This window comes from Sphingomonas lacusdianchii (assembly GCF_022664395.1).
Lineage (GTDB): Bacteria > Pseudomonadota > Alphaproteobacteria > Sphingomonadales > Sphingomonadaceae > Sphingomonas > Sphingomonas lacusdianchii.
On the sequence record NZ_JAKRET010000003.1, the window covers coordinates 71,919 to 89,361 of the forward strand.

A 17,443-nucleotide genomic window follows, 5' to 3' on the forward strand; every position below is an offset into this window, starting at 1 on the left:
ACTTCTCCTTCGCGAGATAAATTACGCCGGGCGCGAGCCATTGACAACCGACTGAAGGTAGACGGCCAGATCGCGGACGTCCTTCATCGATGGCAGTTCGACCGGAGCAGCGGGCGTCGGCGATGCCAAGCCCAGCCGTTCCCAAGCAGACTCGACCAGATCGGCAATCTCTTCGTCGTCGATCATCAAGAACCGGGCGAAATCGTCGTCGGGATGCGGGAAGACACCCGGTCCGTAATAAGGCGCAACCAGGTCGCGGGTCAGCGCCGCTACCGGCGGCGAAACGCCATTATCGGCGACCATCGCGTCGAAATCCGCCGCGTTCCAACCAGCCCGATACGCCTTGGCCACGCGAAACCGCCGCCACATCCGCCAGTTGAACCAGCCGACCGCGACCACCGCCAGCGCGATGATCGCGACCGCCTTTTCCGGGCCGGTCATGCGCGGACTTCGGTCGCCCCGCTCTCGTTCCAGCGCAGCGCGCCGAGCACGGTGTCGACGATCTGCGGCGCATTGAGGCCGGCTTCGTCATATTGTTTTTGCGGGCTGTCCTGGTCCTGGAAGGTGTCTGGTAGACGCATGGTCCTCAGTTTCAGGCCGGCGTCGATCAGGCCGGAGTCGCTGGCGAAGGTCAGGACGTGCGCGCCAAGGCCGCCGACCGCGCCTTCCTCGACCGTTACCGCGACCTCGTGGCTCGTCAGCAGGCGGCGGATCATCGCTTCGTCGAGCGGCTTGGCGAAGCGCAGGTCGGCGACGGTCGTCGACAGCCCCTTCGCCTCCAGCGCGTCGGCGGCCTTGAGCGCCTCCTCCAGCCGGGTGCCCAGCGACAGGATCGCGATCTTGTTGCCTTCGCGGACCAGACGGCCCTTGCCGATCTCCAGCTTCTGCGGAACCTCCGGCAGCGCGACGCCGACGCCGTTGCCGCGCGGATAGCGGACCGCGATCGGACCGGCATCATATTCGGCAGCGGTGTAGGTCATGTGGACCAGTTCGGCTTCGTCCGCCGCCGCCATCACGACCATATTGGGCAGCGTGGCGAGATAGGTCACATCGAAGCTGCCGGCATGGGTCGCGCCGTCCGCCCCGACCAGCCCCGCGCGATCGATCGCGAAGCGGACCGGCAGATTCTGGATGCAGACATCGTGCACGACCTGGTCATAGGCACGTTGCAGGAAGGTCGAATAGATCGCGCAGAACGGCCGCATCCCCTGCGCGGCAAGACCGGCGGCGAAGGTCACCGCATGTTGTTCAGCGATACCGACATCGAAGAAGCGCGCCGGATGCGCCTTGGCGAACTTGTCGAGGCCGGTGCCCGACGGCATCGCGGCCGTGATCGCGCAGATGCGATCGTCGGTCGTGGCCAGCGTCGCCAGCGTCTCGCCAAAGACGTTCTGATATTGCGGCGGGCCGGCGGGCGCCTTCACCTGCGTACCGGTGATGACGTCGAACTTCTGCACGCCGTGATATTTGTCGGCGGCAGCCTCGGCGGGGGCATAGCCCTTGCCCTTCTTGGTCACGACATGGACGAGGATCGGGCCTTCCTCGGCATCGCGGACATTTTCGAGGACCGGGATCAGATGGTCGAGATTATGGCCGTCGATCGGACCGACATAATAGAATCCGAGTTCCTCGAACAAGGTGCCGCCGGTGGCCATGCCGCGGGCGAATTCGTCGGTCTTGCGCGCGGCGGTGTGCAGCGGACGCGGCAGGCGGCGAGCGATCTTCTTGAAAGCCTCGCGGATGCCGAGAAATTCCCGGCTCGATACGATCCGCGACAGATAAGCCGACAGGCCACCGACCGGCGGCGCGATCGACATGTCGTTGTCGTTGAGGATGACGACCAGACGGTTACCCGCCTGTTCGGCGTTGTTCATCGCTTCATAGGCCATGCCCGCCGACATCGCGCCGTCGCCGATCACGGCGATGCCCTTGCCCGGCGTGCCCGCGATCTTGTTGGCGACGGCAAAGCCCAGCGCCGCCGAGATCGAGGTCGAGCTGTGCGCCGCGCCGAACGGGTCATATTCGCTTTCCGACCGTTTGGTGAAGCCCGACAGCCCCCCGCCCTGCCGCAGCGTGCGGATGCGGTCGCGACGGCCGGTCAGGATCTTGTGCGGATAGCATTGATGGCCGACGTCCCAGACGAGACGATCGGCCGGGGTGTCGAACACATAGTGGATCGCGACCGTCAGTTCGACGACGCCCAGACCCGAGCCGAGATGACCGCCGGTCGTACCGACCGCGCTGATGGTTTCCTGCCGCAATTCATCGGCGAGTTGCCGCAAATCGCCGGCGGCGAGCTTGCGAAGATCGGCGGGCGTCTGAACGGTATCGAGCAGCGGCGTGCTAATTGGATCGGCCATCGCCCGTGCTTATCGCAGGTAAAGCACAGTGTCGATTGTTCGTGGCACCGCGCGCGGACAAAGCACGGCGATGCTTGCCTAAAGCGTCAGTCCTGCACCGATGCTGCACAGTCCGCGCATCGGCCGCGCACTTCGATCACCGGACGAACCGGCGTGAACCCAGCGCCGCTGGCCGCGGAGCGGACGCTGCCGGTGATGGTGTCGTTATCGATATGCGTCGTCTGCCCGCATTGATCGCATACGAGGAAGATGCAGTCGTGGATGCAGTCGGGATGACTGTTCGCCAGATAGGCATTGGCGCTTTCGACCCGGCGGGCAAGGTTCGCGTTCACGAACAGGTCGAGGATGCGATAGACGCTGTTGGGCGCGACGCGCCGCCCCTGCGCCTTCGACACGGCATCGGCGATGTCATAGGCGGAGGCGGGTTTGTCGAACGACGCGAGCACATCGAAGATGCTGGCGCGCATCGCCGTCCATTGTTCGCCGGCCCGGGTCAGTGCCGCTTCGGCGGCCTTGTTCCATTCCGGGCCATGATGTTCGTGATGCTCGTGCGCCATTGACCCGAGATAAGCGCCGGTGCCGGTGGCGGCAAGCGGGTCAGCAGCCGGCGCGGCGGTTCAGATGGTGTCCGTACGCCAGCAACGCGACGCCGCTCAGGGTCGCGATCGCTTCCGGCACGCCATGCGGCAGGGTCAGCGCCAGCGCCATGATCGCCAGCCCGATGCCACCGATCGCAGTCGGCAGGCGCTGTCCATGGCGCAGATAGCCCGCCCCCAGCGCGACGATGCCGAGCAGCACCGCAAAGGCCAGACCGATTTCATGGATGGCGGGATGCAGCAACGCGCCGCCGACCGAGGCCAGCAACGCCATCACCGCGATCGTCGTCACGCAATGCACCGCGCAGAGCGCCGACAGCAGCATGCCGACACGATCGAGGCGACCTTGGTGCAACCAGGTTCGGGCGGCGGAACTTCGCATCGCCGCCTTATGCCCCCGATCGCGCGAAGATACAACATAACGCTTCATCGAGGTCTGAACGCGGCGACGCGGTTTAGGTTCGATCGGTGGCGGTCAACGAATTGAAGGCAACGCTGCGTTACGATTATCCGTCCGTCGGCCGCGCCGTCGCCCCGGCGAAGGTGAGATCGTCGCGAACGTCCACCGAGCCGTGTCCCCGCGAAGGCGGGAACCCAGCGCCAGCGGCGCAGGCCTTCCCCGGGACACGGCTCTGGCTTCCGCCTTCGCAGGACCTCTGCGCAAGTCGGGCCGTCCATCCCAACTCGGTCGAACCCCGGCGGAGGCCGGGGTCCAGTTGGCAAGGCTTCTCGGTACGTTACGAACGTCTCCCAACTGGGCCCCGGCCTTCGCCGGGGCACGGGAGAGCGGTGTTGCAAAGGTCCCGCGAAGTCGGGAGTCGGGAGCCAAGCAACACAAACCGTGGCGCCTCGAGCCCTTGGGTCCCCGCCTTCGCGGGGACACAATGGGGTCGATTTTCGCATCGGCCTCCGCCCGCACTCGGATGCCATACGATCATGTGCAGGCGGACAGGACCCTACCGTTTGCGCGTGACCATCGGGTCGGGCTTTTTGGGCGGCTTCCACCCCTTGGGCGGTTCGACGCGCTGGCGGCTGGTGCCCAGCCCCATCGCGCCCGGTTGCTGGCGGGTCAGGCCGGCAGTGTCGGCAGCCTGCGCGGCTTCCTCCGCCGCACCGCCCCGCAACAGATTGATCCGGTCGCGCAGGCGCGACGCGGTTTCGAAATCCATCGCGGCGGCGGCGGCCTCCATCTGCTGGCGCAGGGCTTCGATCGGGTCGGTCATGCGTCTTCAACGCACGAAGCCCGGCCGCGCCTCATCGCCAGTCGAAGGTGAGCGGCGCCTCGCGAAAGGCGAAGCGATCGAGATGGCGCGCGACCGCGCCTTTCAATCCTTCGAGCTGTTCGGTCGAACTTGCATCGATACGAACGGTCAGCGCGTCGTCACCGGCGTCGAACGTCACCAGCGCGTCGGCGGGATGATCGGCACCGCGCGCATCGCGGGGAAAGACGACGGTGCCGTGGTTCGCATCATATTCGACGGTCAGGTTGTGCTGCCAATGTTTGCACAGTTGCTGCAGATACCGGCTGGCATGGGCGGTCGGGACGGTCGCGGCGGCGGTATGTTCGGTCACAGGCGTTCTACCTTCTGTGCAGCTTCGTCGAGGATGGCAGCGACGCGGTGGAGGGTTTCGGTGTCGACGTCGGGCGCGGACAGCCGGTGATGGATCGCAGCGCGCAAATTTGCGCGCGCGCGATGGATCGGGCCGGCATCGGTACGGGCACGGTGTTCACCCAGCGCGGTCAGTCGTTCGAACAGTTCGCCGACCTGTGCCGCATCGGTCGCCAGTTGCGCGGTGCCGGCTTGCGTCACGGCGAACAGCTTGCGCGTCCCCTCGCTCGCCTGTTCCTCGATCAGGCCCATGTCGGTCAGCAGCGTCAACGTCGGATAGACGACGCCCGGGCTGGGCGCATAGGCGCCGCCGGTCCGCGCCTCAATCGCGCGGATCAGGTCGTAACCGTGGCGCGGCGTCTCGGCAATCAGCGCCAGCAGCACCAGCTTCAGTTCGTCCCCGCCCAGCACCCGGCCGCGCGGTCCCCGTGGGCCGCCATGCCGACCACGTCCGCCCATGCCCGGCCCGCCGGTCCATGAATCATATCCCATTCCAAAACGCATTATCATTCTCCGATATATCTTGAACGCCAAGATATATCTGGAACGATCGGATGCAAGACCGGCTTTCGGCTTTTTTCGCGCACCCTATATTGCCGCCATGACCGACCTTTTCGCCGACTTCGCCCCGCCCCCGCCCGAGACGCCGACCGGTGGGCCGCTTGCCGACCGGTTGCGGCCAAAGACCCTGGCCGAAGTGGTCGGGCAGGATCACCTGACCGGACCCGATGGCGCGATCGGCCGGATGGTGGCGGCGGGAAAGCTGTCGTCGATGATATTGTGGGGGCCGCCCGGCACCGGCAAGACGACGATCGCGCGGCTGCTCGCCGATGCGGTGGGCTTGCGCTATGCCCAGATTTCGGCGGTGTTCTCGGGCGTCGCCGATCTGAAGAAGGTGTTCGCCGAAGCGCGCGACCATGGCCGGATCGGCAAACGCACTTTGTTGTTCGTCGACGAAATCCACCGCTTCAATCGCGCGCAACAGGATGGTTTCCTGCCCTATGTCGAGGACGGGACGGTCACGCTGGTCGGGGCGACGACCGAGAACCCGTCGTTCGAACTGAACGCGGCGCTGCTCAGCCGGGCACAGGTGCTGATCCTGCACCGGCTCGACGCGACCGCGCTGAACGAATTGCTGACGCGGGCCGAGGCGGCGGAGGAACGCCCCCTGCCCCTCGATGACGCCGCCCGCGCGGCATTGGTGGCGAGCGCCGATGGCGATGGGCGGTTCCTGCTCAACCAGGCGGAGACGCTGTTCTCGATCCACCTGCCCGAACCGCTCGACCCGGCCGGGCTTTCGACGCTGCTGCAACGGCGGGTCGCGGTCTACGACAAGGACCGCGAAGGCCATTACAATCTGATCTCGGCGCTGCACAAATCACTGCGCGGATCGGACCCGCAGGCGGCGCTCTATTATATGGCGCGGATGCTGACGGCGGGCGAGGAACCCCTGTATGTGCTGCGGCGGCTGACGCGCTTTGCCAGCGAAGATATCGGGCTCGCCGATCCGCAGGCGCTGGTACAATGCCTCGCCGCCAAGGATGCGTACGACTTTCTCGGCAGTCCCGAGGGCGAGCTGGCGATCGTGCAGGCGTGCCTGTATCTCGCGACCGCGCCCAAATCCAACGCGGCGTACAAGGCGCAGAAGGCGGCATTCGCCAGCGCGCGCGAAACGGGGTCGCTGATGCCGCCGCCATCGATCCTGAACGCGCCGACCCGGCTGATGAAGGATATCGGCTATGGCAAGGGCTATGCCTATGACCACGACCATGCGGACGGGTTTTCGGGCGCCAATTACTGGCCCGAGGAGATGACGCCAAAACGCTTCTACGAACCCACCGGGCGCGGTTTCGAACAGCGCATCGCCGAACGCATGGCGTGGTGGGACGAACGGCGGCAGTCGTGAGGGACTGGGCGGAGGTCGTCGCGATCGGCGGTGCGCTGCCGGGCGTCGAGCAAGGCAGCAGCTATGGCCAGCCGGCGCTGCGGTTTCGCGGCAAGACGCTGGCCGGTACGACCGCACCCGATCCGGGCAGTTTCGTGCTGCATGTCGCGGAGGGTGAGAAGGACATGCTGATCGCGACCGATCCCGCGACCTTCTGGGAAACCGATCATTATCGCGGCTGGCCGGTGGTGCTGGTGCGCTATGGCACCGGCGCGGGCGACCGGATCGCGACACTGCTCCGCCGGGCATGGTGGGACCGGGCGACGATCGCGCAGCGCAAGGCATGGGGCGCGCGACCCTGACGCGGCGTTTCACCCGGTTCGCGGCAATCGACTGGTCGGGACAGGCGGTGGCACGGCCCAAGGGGCTGGCGGTCGCCGAGGTCGGCGATGGCGGACCGGCGCTGGTCGAGCGCGAGGGCGGATGGTCGCGGGACGCGGTGCTCGGCTGGCTGGTGGAACTGGCCGGGGCGCGGGCCGATATGCTGATTGGGCTCGACCTGTCGCCAGCGCTGCCGTTCCTCGATCGGGACAGCTATTTTCCGGGCTGGGACGGATCGCCCGGGGATGCGCGGTCGCTCTGGGCGATGGTGGATCGGATGAGTGCCGACGATCCGTATCTCGCTGCGTCGTCGGTGGTGGCGGACGAGGAAGTGTCGCGCCATTTCCGGCGGCAGCGCGCCTGCGGCGACCGGTTCGGCAGCGGGCGCGGACGGTTGCGCGTGTGCGAGGAACGGCAGTTGCTGGCCGGCCTGTCACCGACGAGTTGCTTCAACCTCGTCGGTGCGGCGCAGGTCGGGAAATCGAGCCTGACCGGCATGCGCGTGCTCCATCGACTGGCGGGCAGGATAGCGGTCTGGCCGTTCGATCCGGTGCCGGCGACCGGTCCGGTGATCGTCGAACTCTATACCACGATCGCGGCGCGGGCGGCGGGGGTGCGCAAGGGGCTGAGCAAGCTGCGGGATCCGCTGTCGCTGGATGCGGCGCTGGCGGTGCTGGGCAGCGCGGCGCATGTACCGATCGCGCGCTATGACGACCATGCCACCGACGCGCTGTTGAGCGCGGCGTGGCTGCGGACGGTGGCGGGCGATGCGGCGCTCTGGGCACCGGCCGGGCTGACGGCGGAAGTAGCGCGGACCGAGGGGTGGACGTTCGGAGTCCGGTAGCGGCCGGACCCGCAACCCGGCGTTGTGTTGCCCGATCGCGCTTGGTAGAGGATGCGGCGGCGTGCCCCGTTACGTTAATGGTAAACGGCTTCCTTTGTAACGAAGAGACGCGGGTTCGATTCCTGCACGGGGCACCACCGCTCGCCGCCCGCTGCGCTCAACCCGGCGGTGCCAGCCGGTAACCGACGCCCGGCTCGGTCAGGATCAGCCGTGGGTCGGTCGAGTCCTCTTCCAGCTTCTGGCGCAGATAGCCGATATAGACGCGCAGATACTGGCTGTCGGCCGATGCCGATCCCCAGCCCACCTCCAGCAGCCGCTTGTGGGTGACGACCTGTCCGGCGCTGATCGCCAGCGCTTGCAAAAGGTCGAATTCCTTGCGCGACAGGCGGATCGGTTCCTCCTCGATCCGGACCGAGCGCGCGTCGAAATCGATCAGCAGCGGGCCGCTGCGATAGGTGCGCGGCTTGACCCGGACGCTGGCCCGCCGGCGCACCGCCGCACGGATGCGCGCGGTCAGCTCGCCGATCTCGAACGGCTTGTTGACGTAATCGTCGGCCCCTTCGTCGAGCGCCGCGATCTTTTCGCTTTCCTGATGGCGCGCCGATACGACGATGACCGACGCGGCGCTGATCGCGCGCACCGCGCCGATCACCGTCTTCCCGTCCATGTCGGGCAGGCCGAGGTCGAGCAGGATCAGGTCGGGATCGATCCGCCGGACCGCCGCGACGGCGGACTCCCCGTCGCAGGCCGTCGCCACAACATAGCCCGCCGCGCGAAGACTCGGCTCCAGCACCGCGATCAGCGAGGGTTCGTCGTCGACGATCAGAATGTTGGTCATGACGCCGGCACGGCCCCGGCGATCGGCAGTTCGATAACGATCTTCGTGCCTCCGTTGCCGACGCCCGGCGTCTGTGCCTCGATCGATCCGCCCAGCGCCTCGACAAAGCCCCTGGCGATCGCCAGTCCCAGGCCGCTGCCGCGCGGCGAAGCCTCGCTGCGGCGGACCCGGTAGAAGCGTTCGAAGACGCGGACTAGGTCGTCCTCCGGAATACCGCAACCCTCGTCGGCGATGCCGATCCGGCAGCGGTCGCCCAGATCCTCGGCGCTCAGCACGATACGCGTGCCATCGGGACCGTAGAGGATCGCATTGTCGAGCACGTTGATGAGCACCAGTTCGAACAGCGCCGGGTTGGCCGACACGGCGATGCGCGCGTCCATCCCGGCGGTCTCGAAATGGCGACTGCCAGCGCGCGGCCGTACCCGCTGGATCGCGACGCCGATCATGTCGGCGACGCCCAGCGTCTGCAACGACGCCGGATCATCGCCCACCTCCAGCTTGCTCATCTCCAGCAGGTTCGACGTGTAGCGGTTGAGCCGTTCGCAATCGTCGACGATCTGGCGCAAAAACTGATCGAACGTTTCGACGTCCAGCTTGTCGCGATAGATGCGCAGGCTCGACGCCGATGCGCTGATCGCGGTCAGCGGCGTGCGGAAATCGTGGCTGACCGAATTGAGCAGCGCGGTCTTCAACTCCTCGGCCTTGAGAAGCGCGCGACGTTCGGCATTCTGTTCGGACAGGATCGCGCGTTCGAAGGCGACCGACACGCTGCCGCCAAAGGTCCGGAGCAGATACAGGTCCATCGGGCCGGCGCCGGTCTCCTCCAGCAGCAGGACGCCGATCGTACCCTCGCTGCCGTCCAGCCGGATCGCCACCAGCGGACGGTCGACCAGCATCCCGTCGTCGCTGGCGAGCAGCGTGGTGAGCAGCGCCCCAACGTCGCGCGCGGTATCGGCGGGGCCGAGCCATTCGACACCGCCCGGGCGCAGGCGGAACAGTGTCAGGCGGGCGTTCAAAATGGGTTCGGCGATGCTGGCGAGCGCCGCGGTGATGTCGGTGACCCGTCCCGCCGATTGCAGCGCCCGGCTGAGCCGCAACAGGTTGGTCAGCCGGGCATTACCGAGCTTCGCCAGTTCCGACCGATCGCGCAGCCGCCCGGCAAGGATGCCGGTCACGATCGCGCACAGGTTGAAGATGAACAGCGGTGCCAGATCGCGTTCGGTCCCGAGCCGGAACGAGAAGGCCGGCTGGGTGATGAAGAAGTTGAAGATCAGGAACGCCGCCGCCGCCGCGATCAGCGCGCTCGACAGGCCGCCGACCGCGCCGGCGACGGTCACGCCCAGCATGAACACCAGCGCGGCGGTCACCTCGTCATAATGGGTCGCGACCAGATTGCCGACCAGAGCGAGGACGAGGATCACGGTCGCGGTCGAGGCGAGCCCCTGCCGCGTCAGCGACAGCTTGAACCCGCGCGAGGCCAGATCGGGCGTGATCATATGCGACGACATAACGGCAGGTCCACTTTCACGAGCGCGCCGCGGCATGGCCCGCGTGCCCCCGGGCGGTGCGTAGCCGGGCGGCGTGCGACGTCCATACATAAGAAAGCTATAGTAACGCCTTAACGTCGCTTCGGCCTAGCGCCTGTTACGGGCGTTGCGATGCCGAACCGTGCGGAATGTCGATTCCGCCCGGCGCCTCCCACCGCCCCCACACCGAAGTCGCGCAGGAGAGGATGTATGCAGTGGCCGTTTATCCGTCGTCAGCGTCTGAATGACGCGTTGCTGGACGCCGATCGCCGGTTCAATCAGGTCGAACGTGCCGCGCGCACCTATCGCGACGAACGCGACCGGCTGAAGGCCGCGCTGGTCGCGGTCAGCAACTACCCGCACTGACCATGGTCGACATCGCTGCCTTCGTCGCGATCCCGATCGGGAATATCGTGATGACGATCGGTTTCCTGAAACTGATCTGGGTATCGGACGAGGCGTTCGCCCAGGTCGGCGGGAACCACGCGACGCGCAACCTGCCCGGCCTGATGTGGGTCGCGATCGGCACCGCGCTGTGCTTCCTGCCGCTGGCACTGCGCTATCCGGCTTAATTCGCCCGCCGCGTCGGTCAGCCGGCGTGGCGGCGCAGCCGTTCCAGCATATCCTCCAGCGTCACCTCGGACAGCCTATCCTGCCCATCGCCGCCGCGCAGCACGGTGGCGAGGTTCAACAGGATCTGCGTGACGTGATCGATCGACTGCAGTCCGGTCAGATGGCGGCGCAACGTCGCCTCGTCGCTGCCGAGGTCGAAGGCGAGATCGCCCAGCATCCGCGAGGCGCGCACCAGCTCGTCGGCCAGTGCGTCGCCCATCGGGATCCGCTGCGGAAAGGTCGACACCGCGTTCATTTCGAACACAGTTTCAGGACGCTGGCGGTCAGCGCGTCGGATGCGACCGGCTGCGCGACCATGCCGCGCGCCAGCGTGTGGCCGCCATTCTCCGCGGGGGAAAAGGCGTAGCTGCCCGCGCCCAGCATCGCCTTCAGCCCGCCGCCGCCGTCTTCGCTGCCGTCGATCATCAGCACGCCGACCGCATTGGCGCCGGCCGCCTTGGCAGCGGCGGCGAACAGCAGCGAGATCGACGGCCGCTCGCCCGCGACCGGATCGCGTGCCAGCAGTCGCAGCTTGCCCGAAGGCCATGCGTCGACGACGACGTGGTGATCGCCCTGCGGCGCGAAATAGATCGTGCCCTGCTTGATCGCCATGCCGTCCGTGGCGACGACGACCTTCGGTGCGACCTGCGACCCGAGCTTTTCGACCATGCCCTCGACCAGTCCCGGGCCGAGATGCTGGACGACGATCGTCGGCGGGCAGTTGGCGGGGAAGGCACCGAACATGTCGAACATCGACGCGGTGCTCGACGCGTCGCCGCCCAGCACGATCAGGCGACCGTTCCAGTTGATCGGCGCCGCCGCCTTGGCGGCCGGGGCCTTCGCCTTGGTCGGGGCGTTGCGCGCCGACTTGATGCGTTTGCCGAGCTTCGCGATGATCGCATCGAGTTCGGCCGGCGCCGCGACGCGCGGCTTCGGCAGGCAGTCGATCGCGCCGAGGCGCAGCGCCTCGATCGTCTCGCCCGCGCCGTCGGTGGTGCGGGTCGAAAACATGATGACCGGCATCGGCTTCGATTCCATGATCTCGGCCAGATATTCGATGCCGCTCATGCCCGGCATCTCGACGTCGAGCGTGATGACGTGCGGCTTGAGCGATGCGACCATCGATCGCGCCTCTTCGGCACCATCGGCGAGACCGACGACTTCCACACCCGGAATCCGCTCCAGCGCTCCGGAGATGAGCGCCCGCATGGTCAACGAGTCGTCGACGACGAGTACCTTCGTGCTAGCAGCCATGATGTGATTGTCCCAAAAAGTTTACGCGGTACGTCAGGCGGCTTCGGCCATCGGCTGGTCGACCAGACGGTCGAGCGCCAGCACCAGGATCATGCGATTGTCGATCGTCGCCAGACCTTCGAGGAAGCGCGACGATTCGGTGTCGCCCATGTCGGGAACCGGCTGCATCGCGTCCGGGTGGATCGACACGATGTCGTTCACCGCATCGACGATGATGCCCTGCAACTGTTCGCCGATGCGCACGACGATGATGACGTGGCGCGCCGACGGATCGGTCTGGCCCCAGTTCAGCCGGTGGCGCAGGTCGAATACCGGCAGCACCACGCCGCGCAGATTGACGACGCCACGGACATAGGGCGGCACGTTGGGCAGCGGCGTCGCCGGCGACCAGGCGCGGATCTCGCGGATCGCCATGATGTCGACGCCAAGGATCTGGTCGCCCAGTTGGAAAGTGATGAGTTGGCGGGACATGGTCTAATCCTCGGGTACGAAACGGGTCAGTGCAGCACGCGGCGGATGGCGGCCGCGAGCTTTTCGGGATGGAACGGCTTGACGATCCAGCCGGTCGCGCCGGCATCGCGGGCGCGCTGTTTCTTCTCGTCCGAACTTTCGGTCGTCAGCACCAGGATCGGCAGGTTGCGTCGCCCCTGCCCGCGCACTTCGCTGATCAGGCCGAACCCGTCCATGCGCGGCATGTTGATGTCGGTGATGAGCAGGTCGGGTTGAAAGCCGTCGAGCTTTTCGAGCGCGTGGACACCGTCCTCCGCCTCGACGACGCTATATCCAAGATCGGTCAGCGCGACCCGCAGCAACATCCGCATGCTGGGCGAATCATCGACGGTCATGATCGTCTTTGCCACGGTAGGCTCCCTCGGTACGAAATCAGTCATCAAAAAAATTCCACGTCGCCGACGGCGGCGGGTGGCGGTGGCGGCTTGCGGACCACGATCACCGGCGGGGCCGCATCGACCACCGACCGGCACCGCGCCAGCCCGACCGCCGCGCGAAACTCGACCCGGCGCGCCTGCGTCCCCCCGACATCCTCGCCGACCAGCGCGATCCGCTCGTTACGCAGGAAGGTGCGGGCAAAGGCGATGTTGGCACCCCCGATATCACGAAATCCTTCCCGCATCGTTGCACCGCCGAAGATTCGTGCGCGCAAACGCGATCTTGCGGCACCCATGGTCAACATTGCGTTGATGAGTACTTCCATCGCGTAAACGCCGTAGCGTTGCATCGATGCCGGGTCCGATGCGGTCCCGTCGGCAAGCAGATAATGGTTGATCCCGCCGATCTGCGCGACCGGATCGTAGAAGCAGGCCGCGACGCAGCTGCCCAGCACCGTGGTGAGCACGACATCGGGCTCGCGGCTGACCTGCGTCTCGCCCTGCGCGACCGTGATCCGGCGCAGACCGTCGCGGGCCTGCAATGCGTTCACAGCGCACATTCCGCGAGCAGCCGACCCGCGATCCGCCGCAGCGGCAGTTGTTCGGCGACGCCGCCGATCTGCCACGCGATGGCGGGCATGCCGTAGACGACGCTGGTCGCCTTGTCCTGGCCGAAGGTCATCGCGCCGGCGGCGCGCATCGCCTTCATCCCCTCCGCCCCGTCATTGCCCATGCCGGTCAGGATTGCGGCGGTGGCATCGCGCCCCGCCAGCTTCGCGACCGAATGGAACAGCCGGTCGACCGACGGACGATGGCCGTTGACCTTGTCCCCCTCCAGCAGGCGGCAATGGCGGCGATCGCCGACACCGGCCAGTTCCATGTGCCGCTCGCCGCCGGGGGCGAGGTAGATCTTGCCGACGCCCAGCACCGCACCGGGACGCGCTTCCTCGACGCTCGGCGCGCACAGGCGGTTCAGCCGCGCGGCGAAGCTGGGCGTGAAGGTCGCCGGCATATGCTGCACGATCATCGTCGGCGGGCAATTGGCGGGAAAGGCCGATAGCAGTTCGATCAGCGCCTCGACGCCGCCGGTCGACGCGCCGATCGCGATCATCGATCCGGGCCGCGGCGTATAGCTCGCCCGTTCGTGGACGACCGGCGCAGCGGGCGCGACGCGCGCGGCGGGCCGGGTCTGCGACGCGGCGCGGACCAGATCGGCGAGGTCGAACCCGCTATGGTCGTTATGCGCCATCAACCGGTTCTTGTCGAAACAGTCGAACGCGCCGCGCTCCAGCGCGGTCAGGCTTGCCTCGGCCCCTTGCGCGGTCAGCGTCGAGAGCATCACGACCGGCGTCGGACGCAGCCGCATCAGCCGTTCGAGAAAGTCGAGGCCGCTCATTCCCGGCATCTCAATGTCGAGCGTGACGACGTCGGGGTCGAGCGCCTTGATCTGCGCGCGCGCCTCGTCGGCGCTGGCGGCGGTGCCGACGACCTCGATCCCCGGATCGGCCTGCAGCTTGCGGCGGATGATCGCCTGCATCGAATAGGAGTCGTCGACGACCAGCGCGCGGACGGTCATGCCGCCACCTTCTGATATGCGGTGCGACCGATCGGGCGGAATTTCCCCGTTACCGCGCCGAGCAACCGCTCCGAATGACCGATGTACAGCATCCCCCCCACCTCCAGTCGGTCGGCAAGCCGGCCAAGGAGCCTTTCCTTGGTCGGTTCGTCGAAATAGATCATGACGTTGCGACAGAAGATCGTGTCGAACCGCCCCTTGATCGGCCAGTCGCCGAGCAGGTTGAGCGGCCGGAACGCGATCGCGTCGCGCAAAATCGGGTCGACGATCAGGTCGTCGCCCTCCCCCCGCGTCCATGCCGAGCGCAAGGACGCCGGCACGGTCCGCATCGTTTCCTTCGAATATCGCCCGGCGCGCGCCTTATCGAGCACGCTGGGCGACACGTCGGTCGCGAGCATCCGCAGATCGGCCTTGAGCAGCCGCTGCGCGAGGCTGCGGTCGGCGCCGAACGCCGCCATCAGCCACGAATAGGGTTCTTCGCCGCTCGAACACGCCGCCGACCACAGGCGGACCCGGCCGCCCTTGTTCAGCCGGTCGACCAGCCCCGGCCAGATACGATCGACGAAATCCTCGAAATGATGGTTTTCGCGAAAGAAGCTGGTGTGGTTGGTGGTCAGCGCATCGACCGCACGACCCCGTTCGCTGGCATCGCGACCGATGAACCCGACATATTCCGAAAAGCTCGACAGGCCGCAGGCGCGGACGCGCGGTGCGATCCGGCCATAGATCAGCTGCGCCTTGCCCTCGGGCAGCAGGATGCCGACCTCTTCATACACCAGCGCGGCGATCGCGTGGTGGTCGGCGGGCTGGAAGTCGAACTCCCGTGCCCGGCCATTGTCGAGGGCGGCGGCGGCGCTCATGCGGCGATCGCCGCCGGCGCACGATTGCTGAAGCGACCACGGGTGGTCAGCGTATCGACATCGACGATCAGCGCGACGCGACCGTCGCCGAGGATGGTCGCACCGGCAACGCCGTCGATCGCCTGGTAATTGGCCTCGAGGCTCTTCACGACGACCTGCCGCTGGTCCTGGATCGAATCGACCACCAGCGCCGCCTGGCCATGGTCGCCCTCGACCACGATCAGCACCGCATCGGTCGCGTTGCGCTGGGCATTGGCGATGCCGAGGTGGTCGGCGATGCGCAGCACCGGCACATAGGCGCCGCGCACGTCGAGCAACTGCCCGTCCGGGCCGAGCCGGTTGAGCGACAGGTCGGTCGGGCGCAGGCTTTCGACGATATGGCCGAGCGGAATGACGAAGGTCTGCTCGCCGACCGTCACGATCATCCCGTCGAGCACCGCCAGCGTCAGCGGCAGGCTGAGCGAGAAGCTCGATCCGAAGCCTTCGCGCGACTGGATGCCGATGCGGCCGCCCAGCGCCTGGATGTTCTTGCGCACCACGTCCATGCCGACGCCGCGTCCGGAGACGTTGGTGATCGCCGCCGCGGTCGAGAAACCGGGCGCGAAGATCAGATTGTCGATCTCTTCGTCGGTCAGCGCGGCGTCGGGCAGGATGATGCCCTTCTCGATCGCCTTGGCCTTCACCCGGGCGCGGTTGATCCCCTGCCCGTCATCGGCGACGGTGATGACGATGCGGCCCGACTGGTGCGCGGCCGACAGGCGGACGACGCCCTCGGCCGGCTTGCCCGCCGCGACGCGGACGTCGGGCATCTCGAGGCCATGGTCGACCGCGTTGCGGATCAGATGGGTCAGCGGCTCGCCGATCCGCTCGACCACGGTCTTGTCGACCTCGGTCATCTCGCCATCGACCTCGAGGCGGACGCGCTTGCCGGTTTCGCCCTCCAGCTCGCGGACGATGCGCGGCACCCGGCTGAACACCGTTTTCATCGGCTGCGCGCGGATCGCCATCGTCGATTCCTGCAACTCGCGCGTCAGATGTTCGAGATCGCTCAGCTCGGAAATGCCGCCCATCGCGTTTTCGGCAAGGCGCTGCGCGAGCATCGCCTGGGTGATGACCAGTTCGCCGACCAGGTTGACCAGCCTGTCGAGCTTGTCGAGGTCGACGCGGATCGTCTGCGCGGCCGGGGGGGTGGCCACCGCCGGCGCACGCGGCGCGGCCTTGGCATCGTCGACCGGGGCCGCCGGGACCGGCACTGCCGCAGCGGGCGGAGGTGGCGGAGGCGGCGGAGGTGGCGGCGGCGGAGGCGGAGGCGGCGGTGGTGGTGGTGGCGGCGCGACCGGTTCGTCGACGACCCCTTCTGCCACCAAAGGTTCGGCCACCGAATCGAGCAGGTCGAACAGCGAATCGACGTCGTCCATGACCGGCGACGCATCGCCCTTGGTCAGGGTGATCGCGCTGCTGTCCGAAAATTCGAAGACCGCGCGGATATCGTCCTCGGCGACGCTCGCGGGCAATGCCACGTCCCACGCCAGATAGCCGGTTTCGGGATCGAGCGCGTCGAGACCCGGCAGGGCGCTGCGGTCGCATTGCGTGACCTTGCCGCCAAGCAGCGTCAGTTCGCGCAGCAGCAGCAACGGTTCGGCGCCATGGTCGAAGGCATTGGCCCCCGGCTGATAGCGCAGCCGCCAGCCATCGGCGGCATCGGCGCCCTCTTCGGACGGCGCGACATCGCCCAGCAATGACATCAGATCGTCGAAATCGTCGGAGATCGCGACCGGCTCGTCTGCGGCAGGTGCTGCCGGTGCAGCGGCGGCACCGTGATCGCCGCCACCACCGGCAGCGGCGACCAGCCGGTCGAGCATCGCCGCATCGGCGGGGGGCTCGCCGCCATCGCGGGCGGCGGCAACATGGTCCGCCAGCATGTCGAACGCGCCGACCACGACGTCGAGCAGCGCCGGCGTCAGTTCGAGCGTGCCGTTGCGGATCAGGTCGAGCAGCGTCTCATATTGATGGGTATAGGCCTGCAGGCGTTCATGGCCGAACGCACCCGCCCCGCCCTTGATCGAATGGACGCAGCGGAAGACGGCGTTGATCGTTTCCGAATCGCGGTCGCCGTCGCGCAGCGCCGCGAAATTGCCTTCCATCGCGGCAAGGCCTTCCTCGCACTCCTGAAAGAAGATCTGCTGAATTGCGTCGAGGTCCATGACGGGTCGC

22 protein-coding genes and 1 tRNA gene are annotated in these 17,443 nt (G+C 67.1%); 6 read left to right on the forward strand and 17 right to left on the reverse strand.

Annotated features, from left to right (window positions below):
• Positions 1-21 precede the first annotated feature (21 nt).
• The 7 genes from MF607_RS05250 to MF607_RS05280 all read right to left on the reverse strand — a co-directional run bounded on the left by MF607_RS05250 (position 22) and on the right by MF607_RS05280 (position 5,070).
• Positions 22-441 (reverse strand): hypothetical protein, encoded by a 420-nt coding sequence (locus MF607_RS05250; protein WP_242116527.1) that lies wholly within the window; start codon positions 439-441, stop codon positions 22-24.
• Complete coding sequence (gene dxs, locus MF607_RS05255; RefSeq protein WP_242116528.1) at positions 438-2,360, reverse strand: 1-deoxy-D-xylulose-5-phosphate synthase; 1,923 nt, start codon at positions 2,358-2,360, stop codon at positions 438-440. The genes MF607_RS05250 and dxs overlap by 4 nt, the downstream gene beginning before the upstream one ends.
• An 86-nt stretch (positions 2,361-2,446) precedes the next feature.
• Positions 2,447-2,917 carry a Fur family transcriptional regulator gene (locus tag MF607_RS05260; protein WP_242116529.1) on the reverse strand — a complete coding sequence of 157 codons (471 nt, stop codon included), beginning with the start codon at positions 2,915-2,917 and terminating at the stop codon, positions 2,447-2,449.
• Between the two features lie 40 nt (positions 2,918-2,957).
• Positions 2,958-3,281: a MerC domain-containing protein gene (locus tag MF607_RS05265; RefSeq protein WP_347340862.1), complete on the reverse strand. Its 324-nt coding sequence runs from the start codon at positions 3,279-3,281 to the stop codon at positions 2,958-2,960.
• 631 nt (positions 3,282-3,912) lie between these two features.
• A complete protein-coding gene (locus tag MF607_RS05270; RefSeq protein WP_242116531.1) occupies positions 3,913-4,179 on the reverse strand; it encodes a UvrB/UvrC motif-containing protein in 267 nt (88 codons plus the stop codon).
• A gap of 31 nt (positions 4,180-4,210) precedes the next feature.
• Positions 4,211-4,528: a DUF2218 domain-containing protein gene (locus tag MF607_RS05275; protein ID WP_242116532.1), complete on the reverse strand. Its 318-nt coding sequence runs from the start codon at positions 4,526-4,528 to the stop codon at positions 4,211-4,213.
• Entirely contained in the window at positions 4,525-5,070 is a 546-nt protein-coding gene (locus MF607_RS05280) for a PadR family transcriptional regulator (RefSeq protein ID WP_242116533.1), read from the reverse strand. The genes MF607_RS05275 and MF607_RS05280 overlap by 4 nt, the downstream gene beginning before the upstream one ends.
• 97 nt (positions 5,071-5,167) lie before the next feature.
• Between MF607_RS05280 and MF607_RS05285 the strand changes: the two genes are divergently transcribed.
• The 4 genes from MF607_RS05285 (at position 5,168) to MF607_RS05300 (ending at position 7,813) form a co-directional block, all read left to right on the forward strand.
• Positions 5,168-6,472, forward strand: coding sequence for a replication-associated recombination protein A (locus tag MF607_RS05285; RefSeq protein ID WP_242116534.1), 1,305 nt, complete (start codon positions 5,168-5,170; stop codon positions 6,470-6,472).
• Positions 6,469-6,813, forward strand: a complete 345-nt coding sequence (locus MF607_RS05290) for an MmcQ/YjbR family DNA-binding protein (RefSeq protein WP_242116535.1) — start codon at positions 6,469-6,471, stop codon at positions 6,811-6,813. Before MF607_RS05285 ends, MF607_RS05290 begins: the two co-directional genes overlap by 4 nt.
• Positions 6,795-7,676, forward strand: a complete 882-nt coding sequence (locus MF607_RS05295) for a hypothetical protein (RefSeq protein ID WP_242116536.1) — start codon at positions 6,795-6,797, stop codon at positions 7,674-7,676. The genes MF607_RS05290 and MF607_RS05295 overlap by 19 nt, the downstream gene beginning before the upstream one ends.
• A gap of 63 nt (positions 7,677-7,739) precedes the next feature.
• Positions 7,740-7,813: transfer RNA gene (locus tag MF607_RS05300), tRNA-Thr, on the forward strand.
• A 20-nt stretch (positions 7,814-7,833) separates the two neighbouring features.
• Here the strand turns inward: MF607_RS05300 and MF607_RS05305 are convergent.
• Together MF607_RS05305 and MF607_RS05310 are read right to left on the reverse strand one after the other, a co-directional pair.
• On the reverse strand, positions 7,834-8,514 hold the full coding sequence (locus MF607_RS05305; RefSeq protein WP_242116537.1) for a response regulator transcription factor: 681 nt from the start codon (positions 8,512-8,514) through the stop codon (positions 7,834-7,836).
• The gene (locus tag MF607_RS05310; RefSeq protein ID WP_242116538.1) at positions 8,511-10,010 is read right to left on the reverse strand and encodes an ATP-binding protein; all 1,500 of its coding nucleotides are present in this window, start codon (positions 10,008-10,010) and stop codon (positions 8,511-8,513) included. Before MF607_RS05310 ends, MF607_RS05305 begins: the two co-directional genes overlap by 4 nt.
• 240 nt (positions 10,011-10,250) lie before the next feature.
• Between MF607_RS05310 and MF607_RS05315 the strand changes: the two genes are divergently transcribed.
• Both MF607_RS05315 and MF607_RS05320 read left to right on the forward strand, forming a co-directional pair.
• Positions 10,251-10,406, forward strand: a complete 156-nt coding sequence (locus tag MF607_RS05315; protein WP_242116539.1) for a hypothetical protein — start codon at positions 10,251-10,253, stop codon at positions 10,404-10,406.
• A 2-nt stretch (positions 10,407-10,408) separates the two neighbouring features.
• Positions 10,409-10,612 (forward strand): hypothetical protein, encoded by a 204-nt coding sequence (locus tag MF607_RS05320; RefSeq protein WP_242116540.1) that lies wholly within the window; start codon positions 10,409-10,411, stop codon positions 10,610-10,612.
• A 17-nt stretch (positions 10,613-10,629) separates the two neighbouring features.
• Here MF607_RS05320 and MF607_RS05325 read toward each other — a convergent pair whose 3' ends face one another.
• From MF607_RS05325 to MF607_RS05360, 8 genes are read right to left on the reverse strand one after another with little or no spacing between them, the layout of a single operon-like run.
• A complete protein-coding gene (locus tag MF607_RS05325) occupies positions 10,630-10,899 on the reverse strand; it encodes a hypothetical protein (RefSeq protein WP_242116541.1) in 270 nt (89 codons plus the stop codon).
• A 5-nt stretch (positions 10,900-10,904) separates the two neighbouring features.
• Positions 10,905-11,906 carry a chemotaxis protein CheB gene (locus MF607_RS05330; protein ID WP_242116542.1) on the reverse strand — a complete coding sequence of 334 codons (1,002 nt, stop codon included), beginning with the start codon at positions 11,904-11,906 and terminating at the stop codon, positions 10,905-10,907.
• Between the two features lie 33 nt (positions 11,907-11,939).
• Entirely contained in the window at positions 11,940-12,377 is a 438-nt protein-coding gene (locus MF607_RS05335; protein WP_242116543.1) for a chemotaxis protein CheW, read from the reverse strand.
• Between the two features lie 26 nt (positions 12,378-12,403).
• A complete protein-coding gene (locus MF607_RS05340) occupies positions 12,404-12,766 on the reverse strand; it encodes a response regulator (RefSeq protein WP_242116544.1) in 363 nt (120 codons plus the stop codon).
• Between the two features lie 29 nt (positions 12,767-12,795).
• Positions 12,796-13,344: a chemotaxis protein CheD gene (locus MF607_RS05345; protein WP_431311898.1), complete on the reverse strand. Its 549-nt coding sequence runs from the start codon at positions 13,342-13,344 to the stop codon at positions 12,796-12,798.
• Complete coding sequence (locus MF607_RS05350; protein WP_242116546.1) at positions 13,341-14,369, reverse strand: protein-glutamate methylesterase/protein-glutamine glutaminase; 1,029 nt, start codon at positions 14,367-14,369, stop codon at positions 13,341-13,343. The genes MF607_RS05345 and MF607_RS05350 overlap by 4 nt, the downstream gene beginning before the upstream one ends.
• On the reverse strand, positions 14,366-15,229 hold the full coding sequence (locus tag MF607_RS05355; RefSeq protein WP_242116547.1) for a CheR family methyltransferase: 864 nt from the start codon (positions 15,227-15,229) through the stop codon (positions 14,366-14,368). Before MF607_RS05355 ends, MF607_RS05350 begins: the two co-directional genes overlap by 4 nt.
• Positions 15,226-17,433: a chemotaxis protein CheA gene (locus MF607_RS05360; RefSeq protein WP_242116548.1), complete on the reverse strand. Its 2,208-nt coding sequence runs from the start codon at positions 17,431-17,433 to the stop codon at positions 15,226-15,228. The genes MF607_RS05355 and MF607_RS05360 overlap by 4 nt, the downstream gene beginning before the upstream one ends.
• Positions 17,434-17,443: the final 10 nt, after the last annotated feature.